This window comes from Actinoplanes sp. NPDC051470 (assembly GCF_040682035.1).
Classification (GTDB): domain Bacteria; phylum Actinomycetota; class Actinomycetes; order Mycobacteriales; family Micromonosporaceae; genus Actinoplanes.
This window is the reverse complement of record NZ_JBFBAA010000014.1, coordinates 70,642-93,572: the sequence shown is the minus strand read 5'-3', so window position 1 is coordinate 93,572 and position 22,931 is coordinate 70,642. Positions and strand designations below refer to the sequence as shown.

The 22,931-nt window shown below is 71.3% G+C and carries 48 protein-coding genes and 1 pseudogene; 48 read left to right on the top strand and 1 reads right to left on the bottom strand.

Annotation, left to right across the window (positions count from 1 at the left end; translation table 11 throughout):
• Positions 1-7: 7 nt before the first annotated feature.
• Complete coding sequence (locus AB0M54_RS24585; RefSeq protein ID WP_364473972.1) at positions 8-271, bottom strand: helix-turn-helix transcriptional regulator; 264 nt, start codon at positions 269-271, stop codon at positions 8-10.
• Positions 272-371: 100 nt separating this feature from the next.
• On the opposite strand from AB0M54_RS24585, the gene AB0M54_RS24580 reads away from it, so the two are divergent.
• The 48 genes and pseudogenes from AB0M54_RS24580 to AB0M54_RS24345 all read left to right on the top strand — a co-directional run bounded on the left by AB0M54_RS24580 (position 372) and on the right by AB0M54_RS24345 (position 22,921).
• On the top strand, positions 372-626 hold the full coding sequence (locus AB0M54_RS24580; RefSeq protein ID WP_364473970.1) for a helix-turn-helix transcriptional regulator: 255 nt from the start codon (positions 372-374) through the stop codon (positions 624-626).
• Between the two features lie 281 nt (positions 627-907).
• Positions 908-1,075, top strand: coding sequence for a hypothetical protein (locus tag AB0M54_RS24575; protein WP_364473969.1), 168 nt, complete (start codon positions 908-910; stop codon positions 1,073-1,075).
• Positions 1,072-1,290 (top strand): hypothetical protein, encoded by a 219-nt coding sequence (locus AB0M54_RS24570; RefSeq protein ID WP_364473967.1) that lies wholly within the window; start codon positions 1,072-1,074, stop codon positions 1,288-1,290. The genes AB0M54_RS24575 and AB0M54_RS24570 overlap by 4 nt, the downstream gene beginning before the upstream one ends.
• Positions 1,287-1,526, top strand: coding sequence for a hypothetical protein (locus AB0M54_RS24565; RefSeq protein ID WP_364473966.1), 240 nt, complete (start codon positions 1,287-1,289; stop codon positions 1,524-1,526). Before AB0M54_RS24570 ends, AB0M54_RS24565 begins: the two co-directional genes overlap by 4 nt.
• Before the next feature lie 23 nt (positions 1,527-1,549).
• Positions 1,550-1,735 carry a helix-turn-helix domain-containing protein gene (locus tag AB0M54_RS24560; protein ID WP_364474091.1) on the top strand — a complete coding sequence of 62 codons (186 nt, stop codon included), beginning with the start codon at positions 1,550-1,552 and terminating at the stop codon, positions 1,733-1,735.
• Positions 1,732-1,890 (top strand): hypothetical protein, encoded by a 159-nt coding sequence (locus AB0M54_RS24555; RefSeq protein ID WP_364473965.1) that lies wholly within the window; start codon positions 1,732-1,734, stop codon positions 1,888-1,890. The genes AB0M54_RS24560 and AB0M54_RS24555 overlap by 4 nt, the downstream gene beginning before the upstream one ends.
• A 70-nt stretch (positions 1,891-1,960) precedes the next feature.
• The gene (locus AB0M54_RS24550) at positions 1,961-2,740 is read left to right on the top strand and encodes a hypothetical protein (RefSeq protein WP_364473963.1); all 780 of its coding nucleotides are present in this window, start codon (positions 1,961-1,963) and stop codon (positions 2,738-2,740) included.
• A 152-nt stretch (positions 2,741-2,892) separates the two neighbouring features.
• A complete protein-coding gene (locus tag AB0M54_RS24545; RefSeq protein ID WP_364473961.1) occupies positions 2,893-3,144 on the top strand; it encodes a hypothetical protein in 252 nt (83 codons plus the stop codon).
• Positions 3,144-3,722: a hypothetical protein gene (locus AB0M54_RS24540; protein WP_364473959.1), complete on the top strand. Its 579-nt coding sequence runs from the start codon at positions 3,144-3,146 to the stop codon at positions 3,720-3,722. The genes AB0M54_RS24545 and AB0M54_RS24540 overlap by 1 nt, the downstream gene beginning before the upstream one ends.
• Positions 3,719-4,099, top strand: coding sequence for a hypothetical protein (locus AB0M54_RS24535; RefSeq protein ID WP_364473957.1), 381 nt, complete (start codon positions 3,719-3,721; stop codon positions 4,097-4,099). The genes AB0M54_RS24540 and AB0M54_RS24535 overlap by 4 nt, the downstream gene beginning before the upstream one ends.
• Positions 4,096-4,377 (top strand): hypothetical protein, encoded by a 282-nt coding sequence (locus AB0M54_RS24530; RefSeq protein ID WP_364473955.1) that lies wholly within the window; start codon positions 4,096-4,098, stop codon positions 4,375-4,377. The genes AB0M54_RS24535 and AB0M54_RS24530 overlap by 4 nt, the downstream gene beginning before the upstream one ends.
• Entirely contained in the window at positions 4,374-4,652 is a 279-nt protein-coding gene (locus AB0M54_RS24525; protein ID WP_364473953.1) for a hypothetical protein, read from the top strand. Before AB0M54_RS24530 ends, AB0M54_RS24525 begins: the two co-directional genes overlap by 4 nt.
• Complete coding sequence (locus tag AB0M54_RS24520; protein WP_364473951.1) at positions 4,649-4,981, top strand: hypothetical protein; 333 nt, start codon at positions 4,649-4,651, stop codon at positions 4,979-4,981. Before AB0M54_RS24525 ends, AB0M54_RS24520 begins: the two co-directional genes overlap by 4 nt.
• Complete coding sequence (locus AB0M54_RS24515) at positions 4,978-5,298, top strand: hypothetical protein (RefSeq protein WP_364473950.1); 321 nt, start codon at positions 4,978-4,980, stop codon at positions 5,296-5,298. Before AB0M54_RS24520 ends, AB0M54_RS24515 begins: the two co-directional genes overlap by 4 nt.
• Positions 5,295-6,284: a lambda-exonuclease family protein gene (locus AB0M54_RS24510; protein WP_364473948.1), complete on the top strand. Its 990-nt coding sequence runs from the start codon at positions 5,295-5,297 to the stop codon at positions 6,282-6,284. Before AB0M54_RS24515 ends, AB0M54_RS24510 begins: the two co-directional genes overlap by 4 nt.
• Positions 6,281-7,072, top strand: coding sequence for an ERF family protein (locus AB0M54_RS24505; RefSeq protein WP_364473946.1), 792 nt, complete (start codon positions 6,281-6,283; stop codon positions 7,070-7,072). The genes AB0M54_RS24510 and AB0M54_RS24505 overlap by 4 nt, the downstream gene beginning before the upstream one ends.
• A complete protein-coding gene (locus AB0M54_RS24500) occupies positions 7,069-7,371 on the top strand; it encodes a helix-turn-helix domain-containing protein (protein ID WP_364473944.1) in 303 nt (100 codons plus the stop codon). Before AB0M54_RS24505 ends, AB0M54_RS24500 begins: the two co-directional genes overlap by 4 nt.
• Complete coding sequence (locus AB0M54_RS24495) at positions 7,368-7,592, top strand: helix-turn-helix transcriptional regulator (protein WP_364473942.1); 225 nt, start codon at positions 7,368-7,370, stop codon at positions 7,590-7,592. The genes AB0M54_RS24500 and AB0M54_RS24495 overlap by 4 nt, the downstream gene beginning before the upstream one ends.
• Complete coding sequence (locus AB0M54_RS24490; RefSeq protein WP_364473940.1) at positions 7,589-8,164, top strand: hypothetical protein; 576 nt, start codon at positions 7,589-7,591, stop codon at positions 8,162-8,164. The genes AB0M54_RS24495 and AB0M54_RS24490 overlap by 4 nt, the downstream gene beginning before the upstream one ends.
• The gene (locus AB0M54_RS24485; RefSeq protein WP_364473938.1) at positions 8,161-8,733 is read left to right on the top strand and encodes a hypothetical protein; all 573 of its coding nucleotides are present in this window, start codon (positions 8,161-8,163) and stop codon (positions 8,731-8,733) included. Before AB0M54_RS24490 ends, AB0M54_RS24485 begins: the two co-directional genes overlap by 4 nt.
• Positions 8,733-9,047 (top strand): hypothetical protein, encoded by a 315-nt coding sequence (locus AB0M54_RS24480; protein WP_364473936.1) that lies wholly within the window; start codon positions 8,733-8,735, stop codon positions 9,045-9,047. Before AB0M54_RS24485 ends, AB0M54_RS24480 begins: the two co-directional genes overlap by 1 nt.
• Entirely contained in the window at positions 9,044-9,265 is a 222-nt protein-coding gene (locus AB0M54_RS24475) for a hypothetical protein (protein ID WP_364473934.1), read from the top strand. Before AB0M54_RS24480 ends, AB0M54_RS24475 begins: the two co-directional genes overlap by 4 nt.
• Positions 9,262-10,137 (top strand): hypothetical protein, encoded by an 876-nt coding sequence (locus AB0M54_RS24470; protein ID WP_364473932.1) that lies wholly within the window; start codon positions 9,262-9,264, stop codon positions 10,135-10,137. The genes AB0M54_RS24475 and AB0M54_RS24470 overlap by 4 nt, the downstream gene beginning before the upstream one ends.
• On the top strand, positions 10,134-10,511 hold the full coding sequence (locus tag AB0M54_RS24465) for a hypothetical protein (RefSeq protein ID WP_364473930.1): 378 nt from the start codon (positions 10,134-10,136) through the stop codon (positions 10,509-10,511). Before AB0M54_RS24470 ends, AB0M54_RS24465 begins: the two co-directional genes overlap by 4 nt.
• A 10-nt stretch (positions 10,512-10,521) precedes the next feature.
• Positions 10,522-10,602: pseudogene (locus AB0M54_RS24460) on the top strand.
• Between the two features lie 39 nt (positions 10,603-10,641).
• Positions 10,642-11,169 carry a hypothetical protein gene (locus AB0M54_RS24455; RefSeq protein WP_364473928.1) on the top strand — a complete coding sequence of 176 codons (528 nt, stop codon included), beginning with the start codon at positions 10,642-10,644 and terminating at the stop codon, positions 11,167-11,169.
• Positions 11,166-11,417, top strand: a complete 252-nt coding sequence (locus AB0M54_RS24450; protein ID WP_364473926.1) for a hypothetical protein — start codon at positions 11,166-11,168, stop codon at positions 11,415-11,417. The genes AB0M54_RS24455 and AB0M54_RS24450 overlap by 4 nt, the downstream gene beginning before the upstream one ends.
• Positions 11,414-11,746: a hypothetical protein gene (locus AB0M54_RS24445; RefSeq protein ID WP_364473925.1), complete on the top strand. Its 333-nt coding sequence runs from the start codon at positions 11,414-11,416 to the stop codon at positions 11,744-11,746. The genes AB0M54_RS24450 and AB0M54_RS24445 overlap by 4 nt, the downstream gene beginning before the upstream one ends.
• Positions 11,743-12,087, top strand: a complete 345-nt coding sequence (locus AB0M54_RS24440; RefSeq protein ID WP_364473923.1) for a hypothetical protein — start codon at positions 11,743-11,745, stop codon at positions 12,085-12,087. The genes AB0M54_RS24445 and AB0M54_RS24440 overlap by 4 nt, the downstream gene beginning before the upstream one ends.
• On the top strand, positions 12,084-12,305 hold the full coding sequence (locus AB0M54_RS24435) for a hypothetical protein (protein WP_364473921.1): 222 nt from the start codon (positions 12,084-12,086) through the stop codon (positions 12,303-12,305). The genes AB0M54_RS24440 and AB0M54_RS24435 overlap by 4 nt, the downstream gene beginning before the upstream one ends.
• Positions 12,302-12,556, top strand: coding sequence for a hypothetical protein (locus AB0M54_RS24430; protein WP_364473920.1), 255 nt, complete (start codon positions 12,302-12,304; stop codon positions 12,554-12,556). Before AB0M54_RS24435 ends, AB0M54_RS24430 begins: the two co-directional genes overlap by 4 nt.
• Positions 12,557-12,567: 11 nt before the next feature.
• On the top strand, positions 12,568-12,819 hold the full coding sequence (locus AB0M54_RS24425; RefSeq protein ID WP_364473918.1) for a hypothetical protein: 252 nt from the start codon (positions 12,568-12,570) through the stop codon (positions 12,817-12,819).
• Positions 12,816-13,073: a hypothetical protein gene (locus tag AB0M54_RS24420; protein WP_364473916.1), complete on the top strand. Its 258-nt coding sequence runs from the start codon at positions 12,816-12,818 to the stop codon at positions 13,071-13,073. Before AB0M54_RS24425 ends, AB0M54_RS24420 begins: the two co-directional genes overlap by 4 nt.
• Positions 13,074-13,365: 292 nt before the next feature.
• A complete protein-coding gene (locus AB0M54_RS24415; protein WP_364473914.1) occupies positions 13,366-14,163 on the top strand; it encodes a hypothetical protein in 798 nt (265 codons plus the stop codon).
• Positions 14,160-14,369 carry a hypothetical protein gene (locus tag AB0M54_RS24410; protein ID WP_364473913.1) on the top strand — a complete coding sequence of 70 codons (210 nt, stop codon included), beginning with the start codon at positions 14,160-14,162 and terminating at the stop codon, positions 14,367-14,369. The genes AB0M54_RS24415 and AB0M54_RS24410 overlap by 4 nt, the downstream gene beginning before the upstream one ends.
• Positions 14,366-14,620, top strand: a complete 255-nt coding sequence (locus AB0M54_RS24405) for a helix-turn-helix domain-containing protein (protein WP_364473911.1) — start codon at positions 14,366-14,368, stop codon at positions 14,618-14,620. The genes AB0M54_RS24410 and AB0M54_RS24405 overlap by 4 nt, the downstream gene beginning before the upstream one ends.
• Positions 14,617-14,811, top strand: coding sequence for a hypothetical protein (locus tag AB0M54_RS24400; RefSeq protein ID WP_364473909.1), 195 nt, complete (start codon positions 14,617-14,619; stop codon positions 14,809-14,811). The genes AB0M54_RS24405 and AB0M54_RS24400 overlap by 4 nt, the downstream gene beginning before the upstream one ends.
• Positions 14,808-15,101 carry a hypothetical protein gene (locus tag AB0M54_RS24395; RefSeq protein WP_364473907.1) on the top strand — a complete coding sequence of 98 codons (294 nt, stop codon included), beginning with the start codon at positions 14,808-14,810 and terminating at the stop codon, positions 15,099-15,101. The genes AB0M54_RS24400 and AB0M54_RS24395 overlap by 4 nt, the downstream gene beginning before the upstream one ends.
• A complete protein-coding gene (locus AB0M54_RS24390) occupies positions 15,098-15,337 on the top strand; it encodes a hypothetical protein (RefSeq protein WP_364473905.1) in 240 nt (79 codons plus the stop codon). The genes AB0M54_RS24395 and AB0M54_RS24390 overlap by 4 nt, the downstream gene beginning before the upstream one ends.
• A complete protein-coding gene (locus tag AB0M54_RS24385; RefSeq protein WP_364473903.1) occupies positions 15,334-15,633 on the top strand; it encodes a hypothetical protein in 300 nt (99 codons plus the stop codon). The genes AB0M54_RS24390 and AB0M54_RS24385 overlap by 4 nt, the downstream gene beginning before the upstream one ends.
• Complete coding sequence (locus AB0M54_RS24380) at positions 15,626-16,057, top strand: hypothetical protein (protein ID WP_364473902.1); 432 nt, start codon at positions 15,626-15,628, stop codon at positions 16,055-16,057. Before AB0M54_RS24385 ends, AB0M54_RS24380 begins: the two co-directional genes overlap by 8 nt.
• A complete protein-coding gene (locus AB0M54_RS24375) occupies positions 16,054-16,662 on the top strand; it encodes a hypothetical protein (RefSeq protein WP_364473900.1) in 609 nt (202 codons plus the stop codon). The genes AB0M54_RS24380 and AB0M54_RS24375 overlap by 4 nt, the downstream gene beginning before the upstream one ends.
• A 556-nt stretch (positions 16,663-17,218) precedes the next feature.
• Complete coding sequence (locus AB0M54_RS24370) at positions 17,219-17,665, top strand: hypothetical protein (protein ID WP_364473898.1); 447 nt, start codon at positions 17,219-17,221, stop codon at positions 17,663-17,665.
• Positions 17,665-19,101, top strand: coding sequence for a hypothetical protein (locus AB0M54_RS24365; protein WP_364473896.1), 1,437 nt, complete (start codon positions 17,665-17,667; stop codon positions 19,099-19,101). Before AB0M54_RS24370 ends, AB0M54_RS24365 begins: the two co-directional genes overlap by 1 nt.
• A gap of 13 nt (positions 19,102-19,114) precedes the next feature.
• Positions 19,115-19,327: a hypothetical protein gene (locus AB0M54_RS24360; protein ID WP_364473894.1), complete on the top strand. Its 213-nt coding sequence runs from the start codon at positions 19,115-19,117 to the stop codon at positions 19,325-19,327.
• On the top strand, positions 19,324-20,697 hold the full coding sequence (locus tag AB0M54_RS24355; protein ID WP_364473892.1) for a phage portal protein: 1,374 nt from the start codon (positions 19,324-19,326) through the stop codon (positions 20,695-20,697). The genes AB0M54_RS24360 and AB0M54_RS24355 overlap by 4 nt, the downstream gene beginning before the upstream one ends.
• Positions 20,694-21,485, top strand: coding sequence for an HK97 family phage prohead protease (locus tag AB0M54_RS24350; protein WP_364473890.1), 792 nt, complete (start codon positions 20,694-20,696; stop codon positions 21,483-21,485). Before AB0M54_RS24355 ends, AB0M54_RS24350 begins: the two co-directional genes overlap by 4 nt.
• 5 nt (positions 21,486-21,490) lie before the next feature.
• Positions 21,491-22,921, top strand: a complete 1,431-nt coding sequence (locus AB0M54_RS24345) for a phage major capsid protein (RefSeq protein WP_364473888.1) — start codon at positions 21,491-21,493, stop codon at positions 22,919-22,921.
• Positions 22,922-22,931 lie beyond the last annotated feature (10 nt).

The window sequence follows — 22,931 nt, the reverse complement described above, 5'->3', positions numbered from 1 at the left end:
GCTCACCTTAATGACAGTTAAGCGCAGTGGCCGCGACCTCCGGCGGCGGCAGTAGGTCGTGCACCCCGACGCCGAGGGCGCCGGCGATCAGGTGCATGTCGTTGATGTCGATGGGCTGGGTACCCGTGAGCCGGTAGGACACCCACGAGGGTGAGACGCCGAGCTGGGTGGCGAGCTGGCGGCCGCTCATCCGTCGGCGCCCCATGAGCGCGCGGATCTCTTCGGCGACCATCTGGCTGAGCGTCGCGGATCGCTCATCTGCCTGTGTCATACCGCCACGCTGACACCGTATCGATATCAAGTCAAGCCGAATGGACAACATTGGCCGAGCAAGCTTGACGACGTTGCGCTATTCGTGACACCGTAGCGGCATGCCCAACAACGAACCCCCCGCCGCAACGGCGTTGCGAGACGCCATTGCGGGCAAGGTGCGCGGTGCGCTGGCCGAGGCGAGCAAGACGCAGCGCGACCTGGGCGAGATTCTGAACCTTCCCCAGTCCGCCGTGCAGCTCCGGCTGTCCGGCCAGCGGCCCTTCCGCGCCGAGGAGCTTGGGTTGATCGCCCGCTGGCTGGGCGTCCCCATCGAGCAGTTCGTGCCCGCTGCGTCCTCGGCCGGTGCGGCATGACCGGCTCGCAGAAGCCGCCGCCGGACGCCCAGCCCCCGTCCCGGCCCCCGTCGACCCCGCCGAGCGCCCCGCGCAGGGCGGCGTCGCGGCCCCCTTCGGGCGCTCCGCCGCTCAAGCCGGCGAACCCGCACCGATCCACCGGCACCCGCATGTCCCAGCCCTCGCCTTCCGGGACCGCCATCCCTGGCGAGGGTGCGGGTGCCGGTCTGACGCCGGGCCAGTCGTCCCCCCGTGCGGCTGGCCCGGTCCAAAGCCCCGACCCCCGGTGTAACCCGCGCCGGTTGAGCGAAGCGACCAGCGCCGCCCTCGGCGGACTGCGTGGCGGTCGCCGGGGGTCGGCTGACTTCACCCTTCCCGCGACGCCTCGCCCGCCGGAGTTCGCGATCGGCACGTCGCGCCGGGCGTTCGCCTACGCCCTGAACGAGTCGCTCGATCGGCGGTCGCGATGAGCGACTTCACCGAGGACCAGCGCGTGGCGCTGTCGGACCTCATGCGGGGCCAGCTGGCCCGGATCAACGCCGAGATCGCCCGCCTGTTCGAGCAGCGGGACGCCACGACCGCGTGGCTGGCCGAGCACGGCACGTCGGCCGAGCGGTGCGGCGACTGCCAGCGGCCGATCGACGCGCACGCCAACTTCTGCCCGCAGTTCCGGTGGCCGTCATGACCGCCGGGCTGCTGATCACCGGGTACCTCGCCATCGGCGCGGTCATCGCCGCCGTCATGTTCTGGGCGACCGCGAAGGGCATCCAGCACCGCAACGACAGCGCCGAGGTCGAGCAGGTGATGTCGGGCATGGAGCGCGACGTCTCCCGGATCCCCGGCGGCGTGCCGGGGGCGCTGGTGATGACCGTGCTGCTCTGGCCGCTGCTGATCGCCATGGCCGCCGGGAAGAAGCGGTGATCCCGATGAGCGCCCTGAAGAGCATGGCCGCCGAGGCGACCCCGCACGGCCGCCTGCTCACGTCCGGCGAGGTCGGCGCGCTGTACCGGGTCGAGGCGAAGACGGTGTCGCGCTGGGCGGCGGCCGGGCTGCTCCCGTGGGTCAAGACCCCGGGCGGCCAGTACCGGTTCCCGGAGGCCGCCGTGCTCGTCGGCCTGGCCGGCCGGTGAGGAAGTTGTCCGGGCCGATCTCCGATCGGGTGCGGCGGATCTTCACCGACCCGCGCGACCCGGCCTGGAACCCGCCCCGCGGCGACCCGGCGTACCAGCCGGTCCCGAAGGGCGTGGCCGGCCACCAGCTCGGCGGGCGCAAGCCCAAGACGTAAGAGAGCGGGCCGCCTGTCCGCGACCCGCTCACCAGCTCCCAACAAGCACTCGACGAGAGGCAGGAGCCAGATGACCACCGTAACCCAGACCCAGGAGCACCGGCACGTCGGCGGCAGCGTCGGCGGCAAGGGCGACAACGACGCCGAGTGCGCGTGCGGCACCACCTTCAGCGGCTTCGACACGCACGCCCAGGCGATGCGGGCGCTGGACGCGCACATCGCCGACGAGGCTCGCACGCTCGACCCATGGGCGGTGCTCGCCGCCGAGCTGACCAACATCGCCACCGACCTCGCCGCGCTGGCCGGGTCCGGCCTGCCGATCGCGAGCGTGACGCTGTACATGCAGCCGGGCAACGGCGAGGACGACGAGCTGACCGTTCGCACCGTCGACGCCATGGGGCAGATGCTGTTTGACCGCGACGGCGAGCCGCGCAAGATGGGCAACAACAGGACCCACTACGACGTCAGCGGCATGCGTGGCCGCATCGACGTGAGCGCCTTCAACTCGGTCTCCACCGAGTGGGTCGAGCGGCAGAAGCACGTCGACGAGCTGGCCGAGCTGAAGGCCAGGGTCGCCGCCGCCGAGGCCGACGCGAAGCGCCTGCGCGACCAGCTCGCGGCGGCGCAGGGCCCGAAGGTGTTCACCGCTGTCGACCCCGCCCCCTACGCCCAGCAGAAGCAGCTCATCGAGTGGCAGGCGCGGTACGCCCGGTCCGGTCACCCCGCCTCGCCCGACCTCATCGCCGCCGCGATCGCGGCGGACGAGGCCGACGCGTACGCCGAGGACGAGGACCGCGACGGGATCGGCGTGTTCAGCGCCGACGCCAGCCAGCACGACCGCACCCCCTGAGCTTCCGGTCCGGCGACGGATGCGGCCGCCGGACCGATCCCGCCGGACCACCCTCCGAGGTCCGGCATCAGCCCGGGGCGCGGACTTCGAGCACCCGCGCCCCGGGCCACCCCCGAACGCCATACGCAGCAACGGATTAAAGGACATAGAGCATGACCACCACGATGGACCGGCCGACCGGGGACATCCCCGTCATCGCGCCGATGGACCTGACCCGGGTCATCCCGGCCGCCACGATCGCCCGCGTCGTCTACACCGGCAAGCACCGCGAGGACGGCGGCGGTATCCCGGCCCCCGTCCTGACCGCCTGGCTGCGCAACGAGCGGCTCACGGCCGCCGAGCAGTTGCGGGCCGACACGGCCGCCTTCATCGAGCGCCTGCGCGCCGAGGCGGTGACCGTCTGATGGGCACACGCGGCTTCATCACCTTCGTCGTCGATGGCGAGGAGAAGACCACCTACAACCACTGCGACTCGTACCCCGATGGCCTCGGTGTCAACGTGCTGAACTTCCTGCCGGGATCCATGATCGGCCTGACCGCCGCGCGCGAGAAGGCGGCGGTCTTGAAGCTGGTCACGGACGAGGTGCCGCCGACCGAGGATCAGCAGAAAGCGCTGAAGCGCTACGCCAGGACGGGCGTCGGCCGCCAGTCCCGCGACGACTGGTACTGCCTGCTGCGCGAGACGCAGGGCAATCCGAGGGCGATCCTCGACGCGGGCTACATGCTCGACGCCAAGGACTTCCCGACCGATTCCCTGTTCGCCGAGTACGGCTACGTCATCGACTTCGACCGAGAGGTCTTCGAGGCGTACGAGGGGTTCCAACATTCGCCGCACCAGAAGGGCCGGTTCGCCGACCGCGAGCCGAAGCAGAACGCCAGCGGCACCTACTACCCGGTCGCCCTCGTTGCGTCATGGCCGCTCGGCGCGCTGCCGACCCACGAGGAGTTCCTCGCCGTGTTCGAGGACGGTGACGAGTCATGACGCTGCACGACCACAACCTGCGCCGCGCGTTCGGCGACCGCTGCCAGCACGGCGTCCAGTTCCTCAACGAGTGCGACGACTGCCCCGGCGGCTGGCAGCCCGACCCGGTCGACCAGGCCATCGAGGCGGCGGGCTGGGTCAACCGCAACGGGCCCGACTACCACCGGGCCGTCCACCCCCGCCGGATCGGCGGCCGGTTCCACTGGGACATCGCCGACCACTCCATCTCCCCCCACCTGCCGGCCGCGAAGGGCCGGGCCTGGACGCGGCGCGGTGCGTGGCGGCAGCTGGAGCGCGCGTACCAGGCGCTGCTGCGCGGCGACAAGACCGAAGCGACCGGCCTGCGTGACCGGCGCGGCGACGGGCTGGTGCCGTGATGATCCCGCTGGCCAACGCGCACAGCGCGCACGTCGCGGACCTGGTCGCCAAGCCCTGCACCGACGAGCTGGCCGCCGTCCTGGAGCGGCAGATCTCCGACACCCTGCACGTCCTCGTCCACCCCGTCGTCGACCCGTTCGGCGTCGTCAACCTGTGGCCCGAGGGCATCGTCCCCATCGAGGCGGAGGTCAAAGCCATGAAGGCGTTCCGTGACGCCACCGACTCGCCTCTCGCCTGGCGCGCGCCGGCGTCCGAGGTCATCTGGACCGCGTCGTGACCGCCGCGAAGGTCGCCGACCAGTACGAGGTCGCCATCGAGAGGCTGCGCGCGCTGGCCTGCAAGTCCGGGCGTAGCTGGTCGGTCGCCTGCATGGTCTCCGAGTGCAGGGTGCCGATCGTCGGGTTCCGCAACGCCGACGCCGCCCTGCGCGGGGCGCTCGGCCACCTGATGTGGCACGTGCACGGCAAACCCACCTGCCGCGACTGTGGCGCGTGGCTGAGCCACCGGACCGCCCGGCGCTGCCGCAAGGGCCAGTGCGAGGCGACGTCGTGAGCGCCTACCGCACGCCCGACGAGGACCTCGCCCAGGCCGCACACCGCGCCCGGATTCGGCTCATCCTCGACCGCGTCATCCACGACGGCGCGATGTGCATGGTGGCCATAAAGCTCGACGAGTCGCAGGCCACCGTCGATCAGTGGACCGACTCCGTCTGGAACGTGCTGCGTGACGAGCTGATCGACGACCGGCCCGACGAGCAATACGGCACCGGCCGGTCGCTCCGCATCGACGACCGCCTCGCCGCGATCGTCATGCTGCTCGAAGAGCCGATGCAGGCCGAGGCCAGGCGCACGCTGGCCGGCCTGCGGGCGGTGGCCGAGTGAGCGCCGTCGACGACGGGGTGGCCGTGGCCAAGCTGCTCGCCGACCTGGGCGACACGGCCGACGCCTACGCGGATGCGTTGCGAGCCAAGGAGATCAAGGGCCAGCGGAACAAGTCCCGGTGCTGCCCGATCGCCCGGTACATCGCTGCGGCGATGCCCAACCTCTACAACGTCACCGTCATCCGGAAGCGGCTCTACTTCCTGGTCGCCAACTCGCCGATCAGCGCGCGGGTCTGGGTGCCCATGCCGGTGGCTGCCGAGCAGTTCACCCACCGCTTCGACGAGGGCGTCTACCTCGACCTGGTTGAGGTGGCGTGAGCGAGCAGCAGACCCAGCGCCGCGTCACCCCCACCGCGGTACGCGTGCTCCCCGCCGACGCCGACCGCGAGCTGTGGCTGGCCGAACGCCGTCGCGGCATCGGCAGCAGCGACGTCGCCGCCATCCTCGGGGCCGCCGACTACGCCACCGCCGTCCACGTCTACCGCGACAAGCGCGGCCAGCTCGTCGACGACGCCGGAGAAGCCGCGATGTGGGGCCACCTCCTCGAGGACGTGGTCGCCCGCGAGTGGGCGCGCCGGCAGAAGTCCGTCATCCAGCGTGTCGGCCTGGTCGCCAACGCCGACACGCCCTGGATGATGACCACCCTCGACCGGCTCGTCCTCGAATGCCCGATGGACCGCTCGGTCAGCAAGCGGTGCGCGCTGGAAGTGAAGTGCCGCAGCGCTTTCAAGGCGCACCGCTGGCACGCGGACATCCCCGACGACGTGCTGGCCCAGACGGCGTGGCAGCGACTGGTCACCGGCTTCGACCACATCCACGTCGCCGTGCTCATCGGCGGCAACGAGATGAAGCTGGCCACCGCGTTCGCCGATCCCAAGGTCGACGACTACGTGCTCACCCAGGTCCGCCGGTTTCGCGACGAGCACCTGCTCCCCGGGGTCGAACCCGACTGGGACCTGACCAAGGCTCAGGCGCTCATCGACATGGACTCCCTGATGAACTCCGACCGGGTCGGCGAGATCGACCTGTCCGACGTCGGCGAGGTCATCGAGTACGCCGCCCGGTCCGCGGCGAAGAGCCGCGCGGAGAAGGCGCTCAAGGAGTCCTCGGCGACCCTGCGCCGGCTGGCCAACGGGGCGTTGACGGTCACGTTCGGCGGGGAGCTGGCCTACGAGTACGGGCCGGTGACCAAGTCCAGCTGCGACCTGGAGCGGCTGGCCGACCGCTGGCCGGAGGCATACGCGGACTGCGTCACCTCGAAGACCCACTACGCGATCCGACTGGCGAAGGAGTTCAAGCAGTGAGCCTCCGTGAGCAGGCCGCCCGGGCGGCCGATCCCAACTGGCCGGCCGAGGCCGAGCCCGGCGCTGCGGCGGTCGAGCGGCCGACCATCGTCAGCCCGCCACTGGAGGACGTGTCATACGACGGCCGGGCGATCATCGACGCCGCGGTCGTCCCCGTTCACGTCGCCTGGGCTCGCGTGATGGCCGACGTCCAGTCGATCGGCAAGAGTGACCGGCGCGACGACCCGGGCGGCCACTACAACTTCCGCGGCGTCGACCGCGTCGTGAACGCCGTCGGCCCGGCGCTACGCCGGCACGGCGTGGACGTCCTTCCGGTCCGGGTCTACGACGTCGAGTACCGGGAGGCGCGAACCGCCAAGGGCAATGTCATGCAGGACTGTTCGCTGAAGGTGAAGTGGATGGTTGTCGGTCCGGCAGGCGACACGTTCCCGGAGCTGCTGGAGTCTGCCGGGCAGGCCACCGACACGCAGGACAAAGCGACGTCGAAGGCGACCTCGGTAGCGCAGCGGGTGCTGTTCCTGACGGCGCTGCACATCCCGACCGACAACCCGGACGTCGACCGCGGCCACGAACGTGGGAGCGCCCCAGCGCCGAAAGCGTCGGACTACCGCGACGAGATCGCCGACCCGCGCACCAGCCTGGGCCGGCTGCGGCAGGTCTCCGGCGAGCTGCGCCAGCACCAGCTGGCCAACGCCATCGTCACCAACGAGGTGGGCGACGACGAGTCGCTGTGGGACATGTACTCGCGGGTCGTCCGGGAGCGTCGCGGCGCGGGGGCAGAGCAGTGATCTCCGCCGCCCGCGCCGCGACGCTGGCCGGCCGCCTGAAGGCGCTCGCCGACCCGGCCCGCGTGCAGCTGCTCGCCCTCATCGCGGCCGAGCCCGACGTCACCCAGATCGGCGCGCACGAGAAGCTGGCCCGCCTGTCGCAGCCAACCGTGTCGTACCACCTCCAGGTGCTGCGCTACGCGGGCCTGATCACGGTGACCCGCGATGGCGGGAAGGGCGCGGCCCGACTGAACCGGCACGTGGTCGACGAGGACGGCGCGGCCGACCTGGCCGACGCGATCCGGGGGCTGGCGTCATGAGCGCCCACGCGACGGCGAGGCCGGGCACGCCGCTGACCCTGCGGGAGCGCGAGTGCCTGTCGCTGGCGGCCGAGGGCCTGACGAACGCGGAGATCGCCGGGCGGCTGTTCGTCAGCGTCGACACGGTGCGCACCCACCTGTTCGGCGCGTACCGCCGCCTCGGCGCGGTCAACCGGGCCAACGCCGTCTTCCTGGCGCTCAAGCAGGGCGTGATCCAGTGACCGGCCTCGGTGGCCTGACCGTCGTCGGCCTCGACCTGTCGCCGACGGCCGGCATCGCGCAGACCCACGCGTCGAACAGCGAGCCGCGCCTGTCGGTGCAGTCGGTCAACGCCGCCGGGCGGCCGCTGCACATCCAGGCCGACACGCTCCAGCGCGCGGTCATGCAGGCGTGCAAGGTCCGCCCGGACGTCGTGGTCATCGAGGGCACGTTCTCCCGGCCGGGCGGCTCGGACTACCAGATGCACCACATCCGGGCCTGCGTCACCCAGTGGCTGTTCCGCCAGGGCATCCCGTACGCCGACGTCCAGCCTTCGACGCTGAAGGTCTGGGCGACCGGCTCGGGCGCGACCCGGGGCGAGAACAAGGTCACCAAGGACAAGGTCTGCGCCGGCGTTGTCGCCATGTACGGGCGGTTCCTGCACATCAACCCGCGCGACGACGACGCCTGTGACGCGGTCGCCGCGCTGACCCTCGGCCTGGCCGCCTACGGACAGCCGCTGACCGAGGTCCCCGACACCCACAGCCGCGCCATCCGCGCGGTCACCTGGCCCACGCTCGGAGGCACTCAATGACCGACCCCACCAACCCGCTGGCCGGGATCGACGCCGTGATGGCCGAGATCCGGCGTACGCAAGAGGCCGCCGACCGCGCCCTTGCACCTGTTCGCGAGCTGCAAGAGGAGATCCGGCGGACGATCGCGCCCATCCTCGCGATGGCCGAGCAGGCTTCCCGCGCCGCTGCCGCCGTTGGTTTCGGCATGCCCGCGACGAAGCGCCTCTGGGAAATCGACCACCCGTACTACGGGGCCGACGGCTACACCACTCACTGCGAGTCGTTCGCTGACCTCCGGCACTCGGTCGACAGGATCGACGAGGACATGAACCACGTCTACCGCTGGGACTGGGAGGACGACTCGCAGCCTCATCGCGAGGACCTGTTCCTCGAGGGCGAGCCGCGGGACAAGCAGAAGTTCAGGGTCTTCATGGTCCTACCGCGCAAGTCGACGTTCATCGAGTTCGTCTGCCCAGTCACCCATGACGACGAGCCTGCCGTCTTGGAGTGGCTGCGCTCGGACCGCGTGCTCGGCGCGATGCGCCGGATGTGGGAGCCGGTGCTCGGCGACCCGACGGGCGGTGCGTAATGCCGCTGTTCAACCGCAAGCCCCGCCCGAACGCCGCCCGCCTCACCCCGCTCGACCCAGGCATCGAGGACACCCGCGAGGCCCGCGAGCTGGAGCACGCCGCCCGGCACCGCGAGGCCGTCCGCCTGGTCAACACCGCCCTCGCCGGTCAGGCCGGGCTGTTCCCCGAGGACCGCAACGGCGACCTGGTCGACCTGTGCCTGGAGCTGCGGTCGGTGCTCGCCCCGACGCCGGTCGGCTCCCGCGTCATCAAGGAGCTGCCTCCGCTGCTGCGCCCCGGCGCGCCCGTCGTCGTCCCCGGGAGGTCGTCGTGAACGCCTGGAAGCTGCTCTGGGAGCTGGTCAAGCACGTGCTGCACAGGCGCGGCCATGACGAGGTGCTCGTGTCGGTCGACATGGGCGACGGCATCCTCGTGTCCGGCGAGGTGACCGGCTTCGACTGGGCCGGGGATGACGACGCGTTCTGCGTCATCCGGGTCGCCGCAGGCGTGGCCGAAGAGGTCTACGAGGTGCTGGATGAGGTGCCCTCGTGAACGCCACCGCCATCGTCGAGCGGATGACCCCGCAGGACGCGCAGATCCTCGCCGAGTACGGCGCGGGCACCACGATGCGCACCATCGCGAAGAAGCTGGCCATCAGCCTCGACGACGTGACCGAGGTCGTCCGCGACCTCGCCAGCACCAACCGCGGCACGGCCACCGCGCTGGCGCTGGCCTGGCAGGAGACGCCGAAGGCCAAGGCATGGAAGGCCGAGCAGGCGAAGGTGGCCGAGGAGACGGTGGTCGCCGCGCTCGACAAGCCCGCGCCGGCACCGAAGCCGAAGCCCGCAAAGCCGGAAACCGTTGCCCTGTCTACTCCGGATAAGCCTCCGGCCGTCCCCGAGCTGGTCGACACGCGGGAGTGCTTCCACGGGCCGGAGTGCTCGGGCAGCGGCCCGGAGTGCGCGCCCATCGAGGTGGAGGACGCGCTGCTTGCCGCTCGCGAGGGCCACCAGGCGGCACTCGCCGAGATGGACGAGATGCGCGAGCAGCGCGATGCCGCCCGGGAGGCCCTGCGCCGTCTCGACGAGGCGGCCGGGCGCGACATCGGCAAGGAGAACGAGCCCCTCCTCGACCGCATCGCCGACCTGAAGCGCGGACGCGAGGAGGCCACCGAGCGGGCGCTCGAACTGGCCAAGCGGGTCGCCGAACTGGAGTCGCTGCCGCGGCCGGAGAATCCGATCGACGACGCGCGCGACACCGGCGACCCGGCCCTGCTCGACCTCGCCGACAACATCCGCGGCCAGCTGGCCGGGCTACGCGTACGTGTCGGGCAGTGGCGCGCCGAGGCCCCGCTGCGTGAGGAGCTGGCCCGCATCGAGGCCCGCGCCGCCGAGATCCGGACCCAGCTCGGGGCGACGTCGTGAGCCGGGACCGGGAGATCTTCCTGCCGATCAGGGATCCCCGCTTCCTGCCGCATCCCGCGACCGCCGGAGAGCTCCGCCTTGTCGGCGAGCTCGGCTCCGCGCTGTCCCGGCTCACCGTGCTGGAGAAACGGTGCGCCGAGCTGGAGCAGGTCGAGGCGCAGCGCGACAGGTTCATCGCGGCGGCCGACAAGCTGCACGACGAGTGGCTCGACCTCAAGGCCGAGGTCGCCCAGGCCGTTGGCCTTGCGGGCGACTACGCGAGGGAACGCGACGCGGCCTGCGCCGAGCTGGCCAGCGCCCGACAGGAGATCGCCCGCGTCACCCGCATGCACTACGAGCTGGCGGCCCGGTACGCCGACCCGGGAGGCAGCTGACCCACCGACCGCCGCCGAGCGCCCGACAGGGCGCCGCCTCCCTTCCGACATGGGGCAGCTGGAAGCGCGGGTTCGAGTCCCGCCGGCGGCACGCAAGGCAACGACCCATCGAACAAGGAGCACCGACCGCATGAGCGACATCACGGTCAACCTGTCCGGCACCTGGTCGGCCAAACAGCGCAGCAACAATGGCCTGGACCTCGTCGCGGGCTACATCCGGCAGCAGTGGAAGGCGGGGCACCAGGTCCCCCGCATCCCCTGCCTGACGTACGTCGAGTACCACGAGTGGAAGGAGCCCATCTCCGGCCAGGTCCTCGTGGTCGCCGTCCCGGTGATCGAGCCCTGCGTCGAGGCGGACGGCAGAGACCCGTTCGGCCACGGCGCTCGGGCGATGGAGGCGCTCGACCAGCTCCGCAAGCAGCGCGGCAAGGGCTCCGTCGAGGACGTCCCGTCGCGGGCGGCGGGCGAGGTCGAGGGCCAGGGCGCGTTCGACTTCGGCGACCCCGACGAGGAGCCGGCCGACACGAACGCCTCGGGTGAGCCGGTGCCGCCGGCGTCCGCCGAGGAGGAGCTGGCCGAGCGCCGCGAGGCGCAGCAGCGCGAGGCGGGCATCGACGGCTCGGTTCCGCCCGCCGCGTTCTCCGGCGGTGCCGCGTGACGCCGGAGCAGCTGATCGCGGCCGCCGAGGCCAAGGTGGTCGACGCCGAGCGCAACCTGGCCGGGTGCGCCAGATCGCTGGAGGCGCACCGGGCGCGTGCGGGCGGCGTGCCCAACGTCGAGGTCATCGCGCTGGCCCAGACCCAGGCCATGGTCGCCCAGGCGTACGCCACGCTCGCAATGGCCAAGACGGCCCGGGAGATGTTGGCCGTCCCGCAACCGGCCCCCGAGGCGGGTGATCCGGAGTGACCACCGTCGACCCCTGGGCGGTGGCCGCCGCCGAGCAGCTGTTCCTCAACCTGCTCCATACCGCCGAGCCCAGCCGCGCCGTGAAACGCCGCGACACCGGCAACCCGGTCCGGGCCCTCTACTTCCGCGCCGACCGCTCCAACCGGGCCCAGGTCGAGGCCTGGCTGTGCGACGCCATCCTGTACAGCCGCGGCGACGGGTACGCGTTCGCCGGGCAGCTCGGCGAGATCTGGATCGGCCCCGGCGAGTACCTGGTCGAGGAGTACGGCCACTTCATGGCGTTCCGGCCGGACGAGTTCTTCGCCCAGTTCGCGGCCGGTGAGCCGTGAACGCCAAGGGCTGGCGCACCCAGGACCGGGCCGGGCAGCGCTCGAACCAAGACCGGGCCGAGATGACGGTGCCGGAGACGATCCGCGTTCTGGGCGGCCCGGCGGAAGGCGGCACGGTGACGACGCGCCGGAACGTCGACCCTGAGGCCGCACACCTTCGCGCCCGCCTCGGCAAGCTGACCCGCGACGGCAACAAGGCGGAAGCCGCCCAGGTGCGTACGCAACTCGACCGCGCCGTACGCATGGCCGCGCTTCGCAGGGCGGTCGGCGACGCACCACCGCTCACATACAACGAGTTCAACGCCTTCGTCGAGCTGCTTGCCTCCAGGAGGCAGCCGTGACCCGCAACGACCTCGTGGTGCTGTGTGGCCGCCTCCGCGCCGCCCTGGTCGCGGCCGAGGCGGCCCTGGCCGCTTTTGATCGTGTGTGCTTCACCTGCCACCGCCCCGCCCGAGACATGGCCCAGGGCACCGACGGCGAATGGCGCGGCTCGCAGTGCGCCAAGGACTACGAGGCGAGCGCCGGCGTCCAGCTCCCCATCGCGGGAGGTGGCTCGTGAGCGCGGTGCCGGGGCACACGCGGTGCGAGGGCTGCGGAAAGGTGTCGTTCGTCAGCCGCAAGGACGCCCGTCGCGGGGCGAGGCGCGCGGTCGACGGCGAGCGCCCCCGCGCCTACCGCTGCCCGACGTCGCCGTACTGGCACCTCGGTCACCTTCCGGAGGACGTCCGCCGGGGCGTCATCGACCGCGAGGAGTACGTGGAGAAGCTTGACGGCCGACGGACACCCGGTGCGACCGGCGGTGCCCCGTGACCGCTTGTCTCGTGACTATGTGGAATCCGGGCGACACGGTCACCGTCGCGCCCCACAAGCTGCCCGTCGGCATGCGCTGCGGACGGTGGACCGGTGTGCTGCTCTACCGCTGCCGGGGTGCCGAAACCCAGTGGTGCGTGCAGGAGATCGGCCTCGTCGACGGGCAGTGGCGGCGGCGGATGGCCACCAACGTCGACGAGCGGCACCTCACTCCGTGGCCGGTCCAGCTCGACCTGTTCGGCATGCCGGTCGGTGCCTCGTGACTCAGCACCGGCGCGAGATCCACCCCGCCGTCATGGCCGCGTACGGCGTCGTCGACCACGCGCTGTGGATCGAGGCCGTCACCACCCACGGCGTCGTCGGCCGCTGCGCCGGCCAGAACGGGGCCGACTGCAACGGGCAGATGCGCGGCGGCGAGCCGGAGCAGCACCACGGCCGGTGGCACTACCCGGCCCGGTGCAACGCCTGCGGGCGCGAGGTCGAGGGCATGGGCCCACGCCTGGAAAAGGCGGGGTGATCGCTATGCGGAATTAGCGAGAGGGGCCGGTCGGGGAATGCACAAATAGAAGGTGGCGAGTGACCCAGAACATAGGCGGAATTGGCGCGTCGGACGATCTTGGTCCCGGCGCGCTGAGACAATTGTGGGAATTGAACAAGCGGGCCAGACAGGTGCGGCTAACACCCGTCCGGCCCTTGGTCCCCATCCGTCTCGCCGGAAGGTCCCCGCTGGTCATGCTCGCATGCCCGCACGCCATGTCGTGTGCCATCCCCCACGTGTCGCCCGCCACCACTCGTTCTGGTGGTGCGAAATGAGCGCTGAAGAGCAGCCATTCGAGAGCGCCGATACACGTGGTCACAAGATGCTCGGCTACTGGAACTCGTTCGTGCGCCGGGCGCGTATCGGGCGGCAGCTCAAGCACGCCGCGCTCACGATCAGCTCGTACGCCAACAATGACGGCACCAGCATCAAATGCGGGGTGTCCCGGCTCGCCGCCGACTGCGAGGTCGGCTACAGCACGGCCCGCCGCTACCTGGCCTGGCTACGCGAGGTCGGCCTGATCGAGCTGGTGGCCCCCGGCAGCCGTGCGGCGAAGCGCGCCGACGAGTACCGGCTGATCGTCGCCCCGGCCGCCCTGACTCAGCTCGACGTCCCCGACGAGGCCGAATACCGGAAGATGATCGAGGGTGGGAACGAGGCCAATCAGGCGTCACAGAAAGCGCGCCGGATGCGCAATCAGCGCTCACCCATAGCGAGCGCTGACGCTATGGATCATGCCGAGAGTTCAGCGCTCACTCAGGCGAGCGCTGATACCGAGATTCAGCGCTCATTTTCGCCGAATTCAGCGCTCACTCTAGATGAGCCCCTACCTCTCAAGGTCACCTCCCAGTTAAAGGCACCTCCCACTGGGGGCGCGCCGCCCCCAGACCCCCGACGGCCCGAGCCCCCTCCTTCGTCGGGTTCTCGGCTCGGAGCGGAACCGGAAATCTCAGCGGCCCATCACCCAGCCCAAGACCTACAGCGCAACTCACGACCGCACGCGAGCGCCCGCGCGCCCGCCGCCTCGTTCGCCCCCGTCGTCGACTTCTTCACCAGGGAGGTCTCATGAGCTGCCGACGCACCTGCATCCAGCCCAGCCCCACCAACGCCCACTGCGGCGCGTGCCACGTCACCTTCGGGGCCATCACCAGCTTCGACCGGCACCGGCGCGGCGGGGAGTGCATCGACCCCCGCGAGATCGGCCTGAACCGCGACCACAACGGCATCTGGCGCATGGCCAGTGCACCCGCCGACGCCCGGTGGGGTGCCCGATGATCACCATCCTGAGCCGCCGGCACGCGGCCCTCGTCTTCCAGCACCTGCGCACCGACCGAGGCCTCACCCGCCGCGACGTCGCCGCCCGGCTCTTCCTCACCGCCAAGACCGTCGGCGACCGCGAGCGCCAGATCCGCACGATCATCCCGGACGAGGCCATCGACCACGCCCACGTGCTCGGCTTCGACCTGGCCCTCGTGCCGCAGCGCCACGCCGGCGCACGGCCGACCGGAACGGGGTGGCCGGCGTGAAGCGCCCATGGCTCTGCCGCATCGGCTGGCACAAGCAGGTCCCGTCCGTGCCCGACCCGGTCCACGGCCCGCGCTACTGGCGCACCGAGTGCCCACGATGCGGGGCGCTGTGGGCGTTCACGCTCGGCCCGTTCCTCGTCGCCCGCCGCTGGTTCGGCACACGCATCGCACGCCCGGGAGATCGCTCATGACCGACAAGACGCTGGCCGACCTGATCGTCGAGCACGGGCCGTACAAGCCGGGCGGCGTCATCCCGCACGCGCTCGGCGGCATGCTCCAGGCCGGCCCGATGAACGCCCTGCGCGACGAGCTGATCGAGGGGCGGGAGGCCAAGGCCCGGCTCGACCGGCTGCTCGGCGTGGCCTACCCGCACCGCTGCCCCGGCTGCGGGAACCACTTCACCACGGCCGTCGCCGCCACCAGCTGCGACAACGAGCACCGCGCCCACGCCGCACGCCTCCGGCCGCGAGGTGACGCATGAGCGGCCAGGAATGCGAGCGCTGCCAGGCACTGCGCGACGAGGTCAAGTTCTGGCGCGAGCAGCAGAAGCTCGCCGCCGACATGGTCGCCGGGCTGGCCGACCTCAACGACCACGACCAGCGCGTGGCCTCGCTGCGCAAGCTGCTCCGGGGTGAGCGCGAACGACGCCACAAGGTCGAGCGCGAAGCCACCGTGCTCGCGTACAAGCTCGCCGAGGCGACCGGGACGCTGCCGTGACGGCCCCGACGTGCGCGGTCTGCGGGCAGCCGCTCGCCGACGGCGCGTACGCCTGCGTGCGCTGCACCGACCGGGCCGGGCACGCCCTGGCCGACATCGCCGACATGGCCGGGGCGGCCCGGGACATCGCGACCGGGCAGGCGCGGCACTCACGCGGCGGGGGCAGCGGCAAGCCCGGCTCGTCCCTGCCGTTCGACCTGGGCGCAACCGCGCGTCTCGATGCCGTTCAGGCGTCGATGACCACGTGGGCACGCCACATCGCCGAGACCCGAGGAGTGGGGATCCCCCATGCATGACCCGTCGACCCTGCTGTTCGACGTCCGCCCGCTCCGCCTCGACATCTGGCACGACGAACCCGACGGTCACGACTCGGGCACCGTCTGCGGCCACATCCCGATGCCGGTCGGCGCACGCCTGCTGTGGGCCGTGCGCCACGCCCGGCACCTGCACTACCGGTTCTGGCCCTACCTGAAGGTCCGGCGCTGGATCAAGGACCGGTGCGCCGAGTGCGGTCGCGGCTTCCTGTGGAAGGACTCCCGTAGCGGCTACATGGGCTCCGGCGAGGTCTACCACTCCCAGTGCATGACCGTCCGCAGCCTGCGCGGCCAGCTTGACGACCTGACCGCGCTGGTGCGCTTCCAGGCCGATCCGAACACGAAGTGGCGTGCCGAGTACCGGCTGGAGCTGCTCGCCAAGCGCGAGGCCGGGTACGACGGATGACCGACCCGATCGTGGTCGCCGCGCGGTTCATCGCCGACAACCTGGAGTGGCTCCGCCATCGCCCCGAAGCGGCCGAGGTGCTCGCCGACGTGGACGCGGCGCTGCGGGTCGTGCGGGGGCTCGCGCGGGGGCCGGCCGAGCAGAAGTACCTCGGGCCGTGCGGCGCTCTCGTGCTCACGCCCGAGCCGTGGGAACCCGGCACGCCCTCAAGCGCCACCTGCGAGGGCGACGTGTATGCGCCGCGCGGGGGCTCACGTGGACGCTGCCGCCTCTGTGGGGCCGAGGTGGCATCCAGGGAGCGGGAGGCGTGGCTGGACGGCAGGGTGCGGCAGGAGGCGTTCCGCGCCTACGAGATCGCCGACGCCTACGGGCTGCGAGAGAACACCATCCGCGTCCACGCCCACCGCGGCCAGCTCAAGAGCTACTGGCGCACCGAGACAGGCATCGTCGCCGACTGGCCGCCGCCCGAAGGCGAGAAGCACGACCGCCTGCACTACCTCGGCGACGTCCTCGACATGGCCGCCGCCGAGGCTGCACGACGGGAGGAAGCACGGGCCAAGCGGGCACGCCGCGCAGCCACACAGGAGAGCGAGGACGCAGCCTGAGCGCGTGTCGCATCACGCCTGCTTGACGGACTTGATCAGCCGTGTAACGCTGTGACGCAGCGCTACAGCTGTAGCCAGACCTCGACCAGCCCCGGCCATTGAGCCGGGGCTTCGTCGTATCCGGGGGTGGTCATGAGACCCGGGCGCACCACAACCGAGCGGGGCTACGGCCACGCCCACCAGCAGGCCAGGGCCGAGGCACTGCGCCACGCACACCCAGCCCAACGGTGCACACGCTGTGGCCAGCCCCTCGGCACCCTGGACCCAGACCACCTGCACCTGGACCACACCGACGACCGTCGCGGATACCGAGGCCTGGCCCATGCCAGGTGCAACACCCGAGCAGGCCAGGCCAAGGCAATGCAGTCGCGTCGCGCTCGATCGAACTCGAATCGAACGACGAAACGATCGCGAAACTGGTGACTGAGGGTGACCCCAGGGCAGGGGGGCACCCCTCACACGCAAAACCAGGGGCCAGCTGACCCCAGCGCAGCGTCAGCAATTTCCGTCCGTGACCCGTTGAAAGTTCATGTGACGAGGGCGGTGACCTGGAGTAATGGCCGATTCTGCTGCCGAGCGTCAGCGCCGCCGCCGCGCCCACGGCAAGGGCGACCACTCGCTCTGTCACACCGACCGGTGCCGTGACGCGCGCCTCGAGGACCGGCAGCCCTCCCCGGACCCGGCCGTGACCCCGGACCCGCCGGCGCCGCAGCCCGAGGATGTCGAGGCGGCCCCGCCCGGCGGCATCGAGGTCGCGGTGGCCGCCTACGTGGTCAGCCTGAAGTATCCGGCCGGGGACCCGCGGGCGATCCTCGGCGAGATCGCTGTGCGGCTGGCCAAGCGGGTCGACGACTCGGGCGCACTGCCTGCCGCGGTGCGGGAGCTGCGGGTGCTGCTGGCGCAGATCGGCGAGGTCCCGAACGGCCCGGCCGGCGTGGTCGACGAGGTCCGGCTGCAGCGAACCCAGCGCCGGCTGAACTCGCTGCTGTCCCAGGCGAGCTGATGCCGCTCGCGGCGCCGGTCCTGATCGGGCACCAGCGGCCGCGGCACCTGATCGTGCCGGAGTGCCATTCGAACGCGGCGTGCGAGACGATCGACCTGTACCACCAGCTGGGCCAGAAGCTCGACCCCTGGCAGGAGCTGGGCCTGCACTCAGGCCTCGGCGAAGACTCGCTCGGCGAGTGGGTCGCGCTGCTGATCGCGATCCTGCTGCAACGCCAGAACGGCAAGGGCAACGTCGCCGAGGCGAGGGGGATCGGCGGCCTGTTCCTGATGGGCGACACGAAGATCATCCACTCGGCGCACCGCCAGGACACGGCGATGAACGCGTTCCGCCGGGCCAAGATGCTGGTCGACGGGAACTACGACTTGTCGCGCCGGGTCAAGCGGATGCCCGAGTCCAACGGCGAAGCGCTCATCGAGCTGATGGACGGCCGAGTCTGGGAGTTCCGCACCCGCGGCCGAGACGGCGGCCGGGGCCTCAGCGCTCAGACGCTGTTCCTCGACGAGGCCCTGGAGATGGAGCTCGAGGTCATGGCCGACCTCCTGCCCACCCTGCTGGCCGTACCGGGCGCGCAGGTGTGGCTGTTCAGCACGCCGCCGAAGATGTGGGGCCAATACCTCACCCAGCTGCGCAAGCGCGTGCTGGCCAGCGAAGAGCGCGACGTGGCGTACCTGGAGTGGTCGAATCCGAAGGGCGCCGACCTGTCCGACCCGGCCGTGCTGGCCGCGGCGAACCCGGCCCTCGGGATCCGGCTCACCCTGCGGATGCTGGAGCTGCTGCGCCGCCAGCTGGGCGATGACCTGTTCGCCAGGGAGTGCGGCGGCATCTGGCCGGAGGAAGAGGACGCCGGCAAGTGGCTGGCCATCCCGAAGACCGCCTGGTCGGGCGCCGAGGTCGACGAGAAGTCGCAGATCGTCGGCCGGCCCGCGCTCGGTGTGTACGTCCCGCCGGACCGGTCATACGGTGCGATCGCGGCAGCCGGGTCGCGTGAGTTCGGCGGCCGCCAGGTCGAGCTGACCAGCAACGAGGACGTGGTCGACTTCCGGCCGGGCACCCGGTGGATCGTGTCGCGGCTCAAGCAGCTGGAGAAGCACAACCCGTCGGTGGTCGTGGTCGACGACAAGGCGACCGCCGAGGAGGCCGAAGCGGCCGGCCTGGTCGTGCACCGCGCCTCGGTGGGCGATGTGGTGACCGGTTGCGGGCTGCTCTTCGACGGGGTGGCCGGTCCGGTGGCCGACGCCCGGGACGTGCACCACATCGGCCAGAAAGAACTCACCGACGCCGCCGCCGGGGCGACGCAGCGCAAGGTCGGCCAGTCGTGGGCGTGGATGGCCGACGCGCCCCTGCCGGCCGCGTCGCTTGCCCTGTTCGGTCACTCAACCCCGCGGATCCACCGTCCGGACAAGGACGACGAGATGTGGGGCTTCTTCGCGTGAGAAAGGGCCGTCCGTGACCCGCAAGCCACGCAAGCGCCGCCTCGGCTTGTCGAAGGCCGGCCAGGCGCGCGCCGGCTGGTGGCTCGGCTGGCTGATGGTCGCCGCGGGCATCTACCTGGCGTTCGGGCTGCCGCCGGCGCTGATGACATTCGGTGTGGTGTTCGCCCTGACGTTCCTGGTCCTGCACGACGTCGAAGAGCCCGACGAGGAGGTGCGGACCCGGTGAACCTGCTCCAGCTGGCCCGGCGCCGCTTCTCCCCCACCCTGCCGTACTCCGACGGGCTGCACTCGTTCCAGGGCAACGACTACTGGTCGATGCCGGTCATGTCGGCGTGGAACCAGTCGGAGGAGCGTGTTTCCACCGACTTCGCGAGCCTCGTCGGCACCGCGTTCAAGTCGAACGCCATCGTGTTCGCCTGCGAGCTGACCCGCGTCAGCCTGTTCTCCGAGGCCCGGTTCCAGTGGCGGCAGCTGCGCAACGGCCGCCCGGGTGACCTGTTCGGCACCAAAGACCTCAGCGTGCTGGAGCGGCCATGGCCTGGCGGCACCACGGGCGACCTGCTCGGCCGGATGCTGCTCGACGCCGACTTCGGCACGACCGCGTTCGTGGCCCGGCCGAAGGACGGCCCGGCCGACCGGCTGATGAGGCTGCGCCCGGACTGGGTGACCATCGTGCTCGGCTCGCAGCAGGAACCCGAAGAGGCGCGGATCGCCGCCGACGTCGAGTTCCTGGGCGTGCTCTACCACCCCGGCGGTGTGAACACGGGCCGGACGCCGGTGCTGTACCTCGCCGACGAGGTGGCGTGCTGGTCGCCGATCCCCGACCCGCTCGGCCAGTTCTCCGGGACGTCGTGGCTGACGCCGGTGCTCGCCGAGATCCAGGCCGACCTCGCCGCGACCACCCACAAGCTGATGTTCTTCAAGAACGGCGCCACCCCGCAGGTCATCGTGACCGTCGGCGAGGGCGTGCAGAAGGACCAGTTCGAGTCCTGGGTGACGAAGCAGAACGCCCTGCACAGCGGCGTGCTGAACGCCTACAAAACGCTCTACCTGAAGAACGTCGACAAGGTGGACGTCGTCGGCAAGGACCTGGCCCAGCTCGACTTCAAAGCCACCCAGGGCGCCGGCGAAACCCGCATCGCCGCGGCGTCCGGTGTGCACCCGGTGGTCGCCGCGTTGTCGGAGGGCATGGCCGGCTCGTCGCTGAACGCGGGCAACTTCAACTCGGCGAAACGGCTGGTGGCCGACCGCACGCTGCGGCCGCTGTGGCGGTCCGCGTGCGCGGCGCTGGAGACGATCGTCCCCGCACCCGAGGGCGCGCAGCTCTGGTTCGACGAGCGGGACATCTCGTTTCTGCAGGAGGACCGCAAGGACGCGGCCGAGATCCAGAAGACGAAGGCGCTGACCATCGAGTCGCTGGTGCGGGCGGGCTACGAGCCGAAGTCGGTGCAGCGCGCGGTCGAGGCCGAGGACATGAACCTCCTCGTGCACACCGGCCTCTACTCCGTCCAGCTGCAACCGCCCGGCACCGGAACGCCATCAGCTCTGCCCGAGAGCGGCCCTCGGCCGGCCATCACCGCGGGAGGACCCTCGTGACCGACTTCATCCGCGCCGTGGCGCTCGACGACATCCGGATCCGCTCCGGCGGCACCGGCCGCACCGTCGAGGCGTACGCGGCCATCTTCGACGAGCCGGCCGAGATCATGGACGCCGACGGCCACTACTACGAGCAGAACCACCGGACGTCGTTCGCGCGGACCATCGCGCACAACGGGCAGCGGTTCCCGGTGGTCTATCACCACGGCATGACGATCGCGGGCACGCCCAGCGATCGCGGGTCGGTTCCGATCGGCGTGTCGAAGGAGATCCGCGTCGACAAGCGCGGCGTGCTGACGATCAGCGAATACGGCACCAGTGAGCTCGCCGACGAGGTGCTCGAGGCGATCCGCATGGGTTCGGTCAAGGCGCAGTCGTACGGCGGCCGGTTCATCCGTTCCGACCCGCGTGTGCCCCGCGGAGGCTTCCGGGCGGGCGCGGACGGCAAGCTGCGCACGGTGACCCGCATGGAGGTCGCTATGCGCGAGTTCGGCCCGACGCCGTTCCCCGCTTTCGCCGGCGCCGCCATTACCGGGGTGCGGGCGCAGCAGGTGCTCGGCGCGCTGCTGACCGCCCCGGCGGAGCGCCGCCTGGCGCTGCTCGACCAGCTCGACCACCTGGCCACTCCCCTCGACGAGGTGGACCCGGCCGGGGTGGAGAACGACGGCACTCCGGACGCCCCGGACGACGCCGCACCTGAGACCGACGACCCGGCCCCGCGCCACTCCCGGTCCGTCCCGCTGAGCATGCGCATCCGCGCTGCTCGTATCGCACGAGGATGGGAGTGACCCTGATGGGTCTGAAGCGCGCGGATGAGATCCGCACCCGGATGGAGGCCATCCGGTCCGACGTGGCCACGCTGGAGAAGCTCGACGCTTCCGGCGAGGCTGACGAGACCGCGGTGACGCGGTTCGATGACCTGCTCGCCGAGGCCGACATGCTCGGCGAGGAGCTCAAGCCCCTCGCCGAGCGCGAAGAGCGCATCGCGGCCGTGCAGCGCGCTGCGCAGCACGAGGGCAACCGCGAGGAGACCGTCGCCGACCGCGGCGTCCCGGAGCTCGGCGTGCGCAAGTCGAAGCTGAGCCCGTTCGAGAACCTCGACGCGGTGCGCACCGGTGTGGCCGACCCGCGCGACATCCGCGCCCGGGCGCTCGGCGCGATCGAGGAGTACGCCAACCGCACCGACCACTGGGCCCTGGAGTCCGACGCCGCCGCGCAGGCGACGAAGTTGGTCGAGAAGGGCGGCGTCAAGTTCGGCACCGCGGTGGCCCGGCAGATGCTGCTCACCGGCACCCCGGAGTACCGGGAGGCGTTCGTCGCGTACATGGAGGACCCGGGCGGCTACGCCTCCCGCGCTGCCATGTCGCTGACCGCGGCGAACGGCGGCTACCTCGTGCCGTTCACGCTGGACCCGACGATCATCCTCACGAACAACGGGTCGGCGAACCCCTACCGCCGGTACGCCACGATCAAGACCACCGCGACCAACGACTGGAACGGCGTCACGTCGGCCGGCGTCAGCGCGGAGTGGACGGCGGAAGGCATCGAGGCCGCGGACGCGTCCCCGACGGTCGGCCAGCTGAAGATCACCCCGCAGAAGGCCGACGCGTACCTGTTCGGCTCGTACGAGGTGCTGGGCGACTCGGACATCGCCACGCAGATCCCGGAGCTGCTCGCCGACGCGAAGGACCGCCTCGAGGAGTCGGCGTTCGCTGTCGGCACCGGCACGGGCCAGCCGTGGGGCGTCATGGCCCGCGGCACGACCCTGGCTGCCGCTGCGGGCACCGCAACGTCCGGCCCGACCGCCGCGTCGGTCTACAGCCTGTCCGGCGCCCTGCCGGCGCGCTGGCGCGGGCCGCGGTCGCGGGTCGTGTGGCTGGCGAACCTGTCGGCCATCAACACGCTGCGCAACGTGCCGTCGTTCACCGGCTCGACCGCGTCGATCGTCAACGACGTGACCGACGAGCCGAAGATGCTCGGCAAGCCGTTCCTGGAGTCGACCAGCGTGGTCGGCGCCTACGCGAACAGCAACAAGGTCCTCGCGTACGGCGACATGTCGCAGTACTACATCGTCGACCGCGTCGGCATGTCGGTCGTCTACGACCCGATCGTGCTCGGCGCGAACCGCCGCCCCACCGGTCAGGGCGCCTGGTACGCGTTCTGGCGGGTCGGCGCCGACGTCTCGACGGCCGGCGCGTTCCGCGTCCTGACCCTGACCACCTGATCGGAGCGAG

Bases quoted from the DNA above. Each gene is read 5' to 3' on its own strand.
- AB0M54_RS24585 (WP_364473972.1), bottom strand. From the start codon at position 271: ATGACACAGGCAGATGAGCGATCCGCGACGCTCAGCCAGATGGTCGCC.
- AB0M54_RS24580 (WP_364473970.1), top strand. From the start codon at position 372: ATGCCCAACAACGAACCCCCCGCCGCAACGGCGTTGCGAGACGCCATT.
- AB0M54_RS24570 (WP_364473967.1), top strand. From the start codon at position 1,072: ATGAGCGACTTCACCGAGGACCAGCGCGTGGCGCTGTCGGACCTCATG.
- AB0M54_RS24565 (WP_364473966.1), top strand. From the start codon at position 1,287: ATGACCGCCGGGCTGCTGATCACCGGGTACCTCGCCATCGGCGCGGTC.
- AB0M54_RS24560 (WP_364474091.1), top strand. From the start codon at position 1,550: ATGGCCGCCGAGGCGACCCCGCACGGCCGCCTGCTCACGTCCGGCGAG.
- AB0M54_RS24550 (WP_364473963.1), top strand. From the start codon at position 1,961: ATGACCACCGTAACCCAGACCCAGGAGCACCGGCACGTCGGCGGCAGC.
- AB0M54_RS24545 (WP_364473961.1), top strand. From the start codon at position 2,893: ATGACCACCACGATGGACCGGCCGACCGGGGACATCCCCGTCATCGCG.
- AB0M54_RS24540 (WP_364473959.1), top strand. From the start codon at position 3,144: ATGGGCACACGCGGCTTCATCACCTTCGTCGTCGATGGCGAGGAGAAG.
- AB0M54_RS24535 (WP_364473957.1), top strand. From the start codon at position 3,719: ATGACGCTGCACGACCACAACCTGCGCCGCGCGTTCGGCGACCGCTGC.
- AB0M54_RS24495 (WP_364473942.1), top strand. From the start codon at position 7,368: ATGAGCGCCCACGCGACGGCGAGGCCGGGCACGCCGCTGACCCTGCGG.
- AB0M54_RS24485 (WP_364473938.1), top strand. From the start codon at position 8,161: ATGACCGACCCCACCAACCCGCTGGCCGGGATCGACGCCGTGATGGCC.
- AB0M54_RS24480 (WP_364473936.1), top strand. From the start codon at position 8,733: ATGCCGCTGTTCAACCGCAAGCCCCGCCCGAACGCCGCCCGCCTCACC.
- AB0M54_RS24455 (WP_364473928.1), top strand. From the start codon at position 10,642: ATGAGCGACATCACGGTCAACCTGTCCGGCACCTGGTCGGCCAAACAG.
- AB0M54_RS24415 (WP_364473914.1), top strand. From the start codon at position 13,366: ATGAGCGCTGAAGAGCAGCCATTCGAGAGCGCCGATACACGTGGTCAC.
- AB0M54_RS24410 (WP_364473913.1), top strand. From the start codon at position 14,160: ATGAGCTGCCGACGCACCTGCATCCAGCCCAGCCCCACCAACGCCCAC.
- AB0M54_RS24405 (WP_364473911.1), top strand. From the start codon at position 14,366: ATGATCACCATCCTGAGCCGCCGGCACGCGGCCCTCGTCTTCCAGCAC.
- AB0M54_RS24395 (WP_364473907.1), top strand. From the start codon at position 14,808: ATGACCGACAAGACGCTGGCCGACCTGATCGTCGAGCACGGGCCGTAC.
- AB0M54_RS24390 (WP_364473905.1), top strand. From the start codon at position 15,098: ATGAGCGGCCAGGAATGCGAGCGCTGCCAGGCACTGCGCGACGAGGTC.
- AB0M54_RS24380 (WP_364473902.1), top strand. From the start codon at position 15,626: ATGCATGACCCGTCGACCCTGCTGTTCGACGTCCGCCCGCTCCGCCTC.
- AB0M54_RS24375 (WP_364473900.1), top strand. From the start codon at position 16,054: ATGACCGACCCGATCGTGGTCGCCGCGCGGTTCATCGCCGACAACCTG.
- AB0M54_RS24370 (WP_364473898.1), top strand. From the start codon at position 17,219: ATGGCCGATTCTGCTGCCGAGCGTCAGCGCCGCCGCCGCGCCCACGGC.
- AB0M54_RS24365 (WP_364473896.1), top strand. From the start codon at position 17,665: ATGCCGCTCGCGGCGCCGGTCCTGATCGGGCACCAGCGGCCGCGGCAC.
- AB0M54_RS24345 (WP_364473888.1), top strand. From the start codon at position 21,491: ATGGGTCTGAAGCGCGCGGATGAGATCCGCACCCGGATGGAGGCCATC.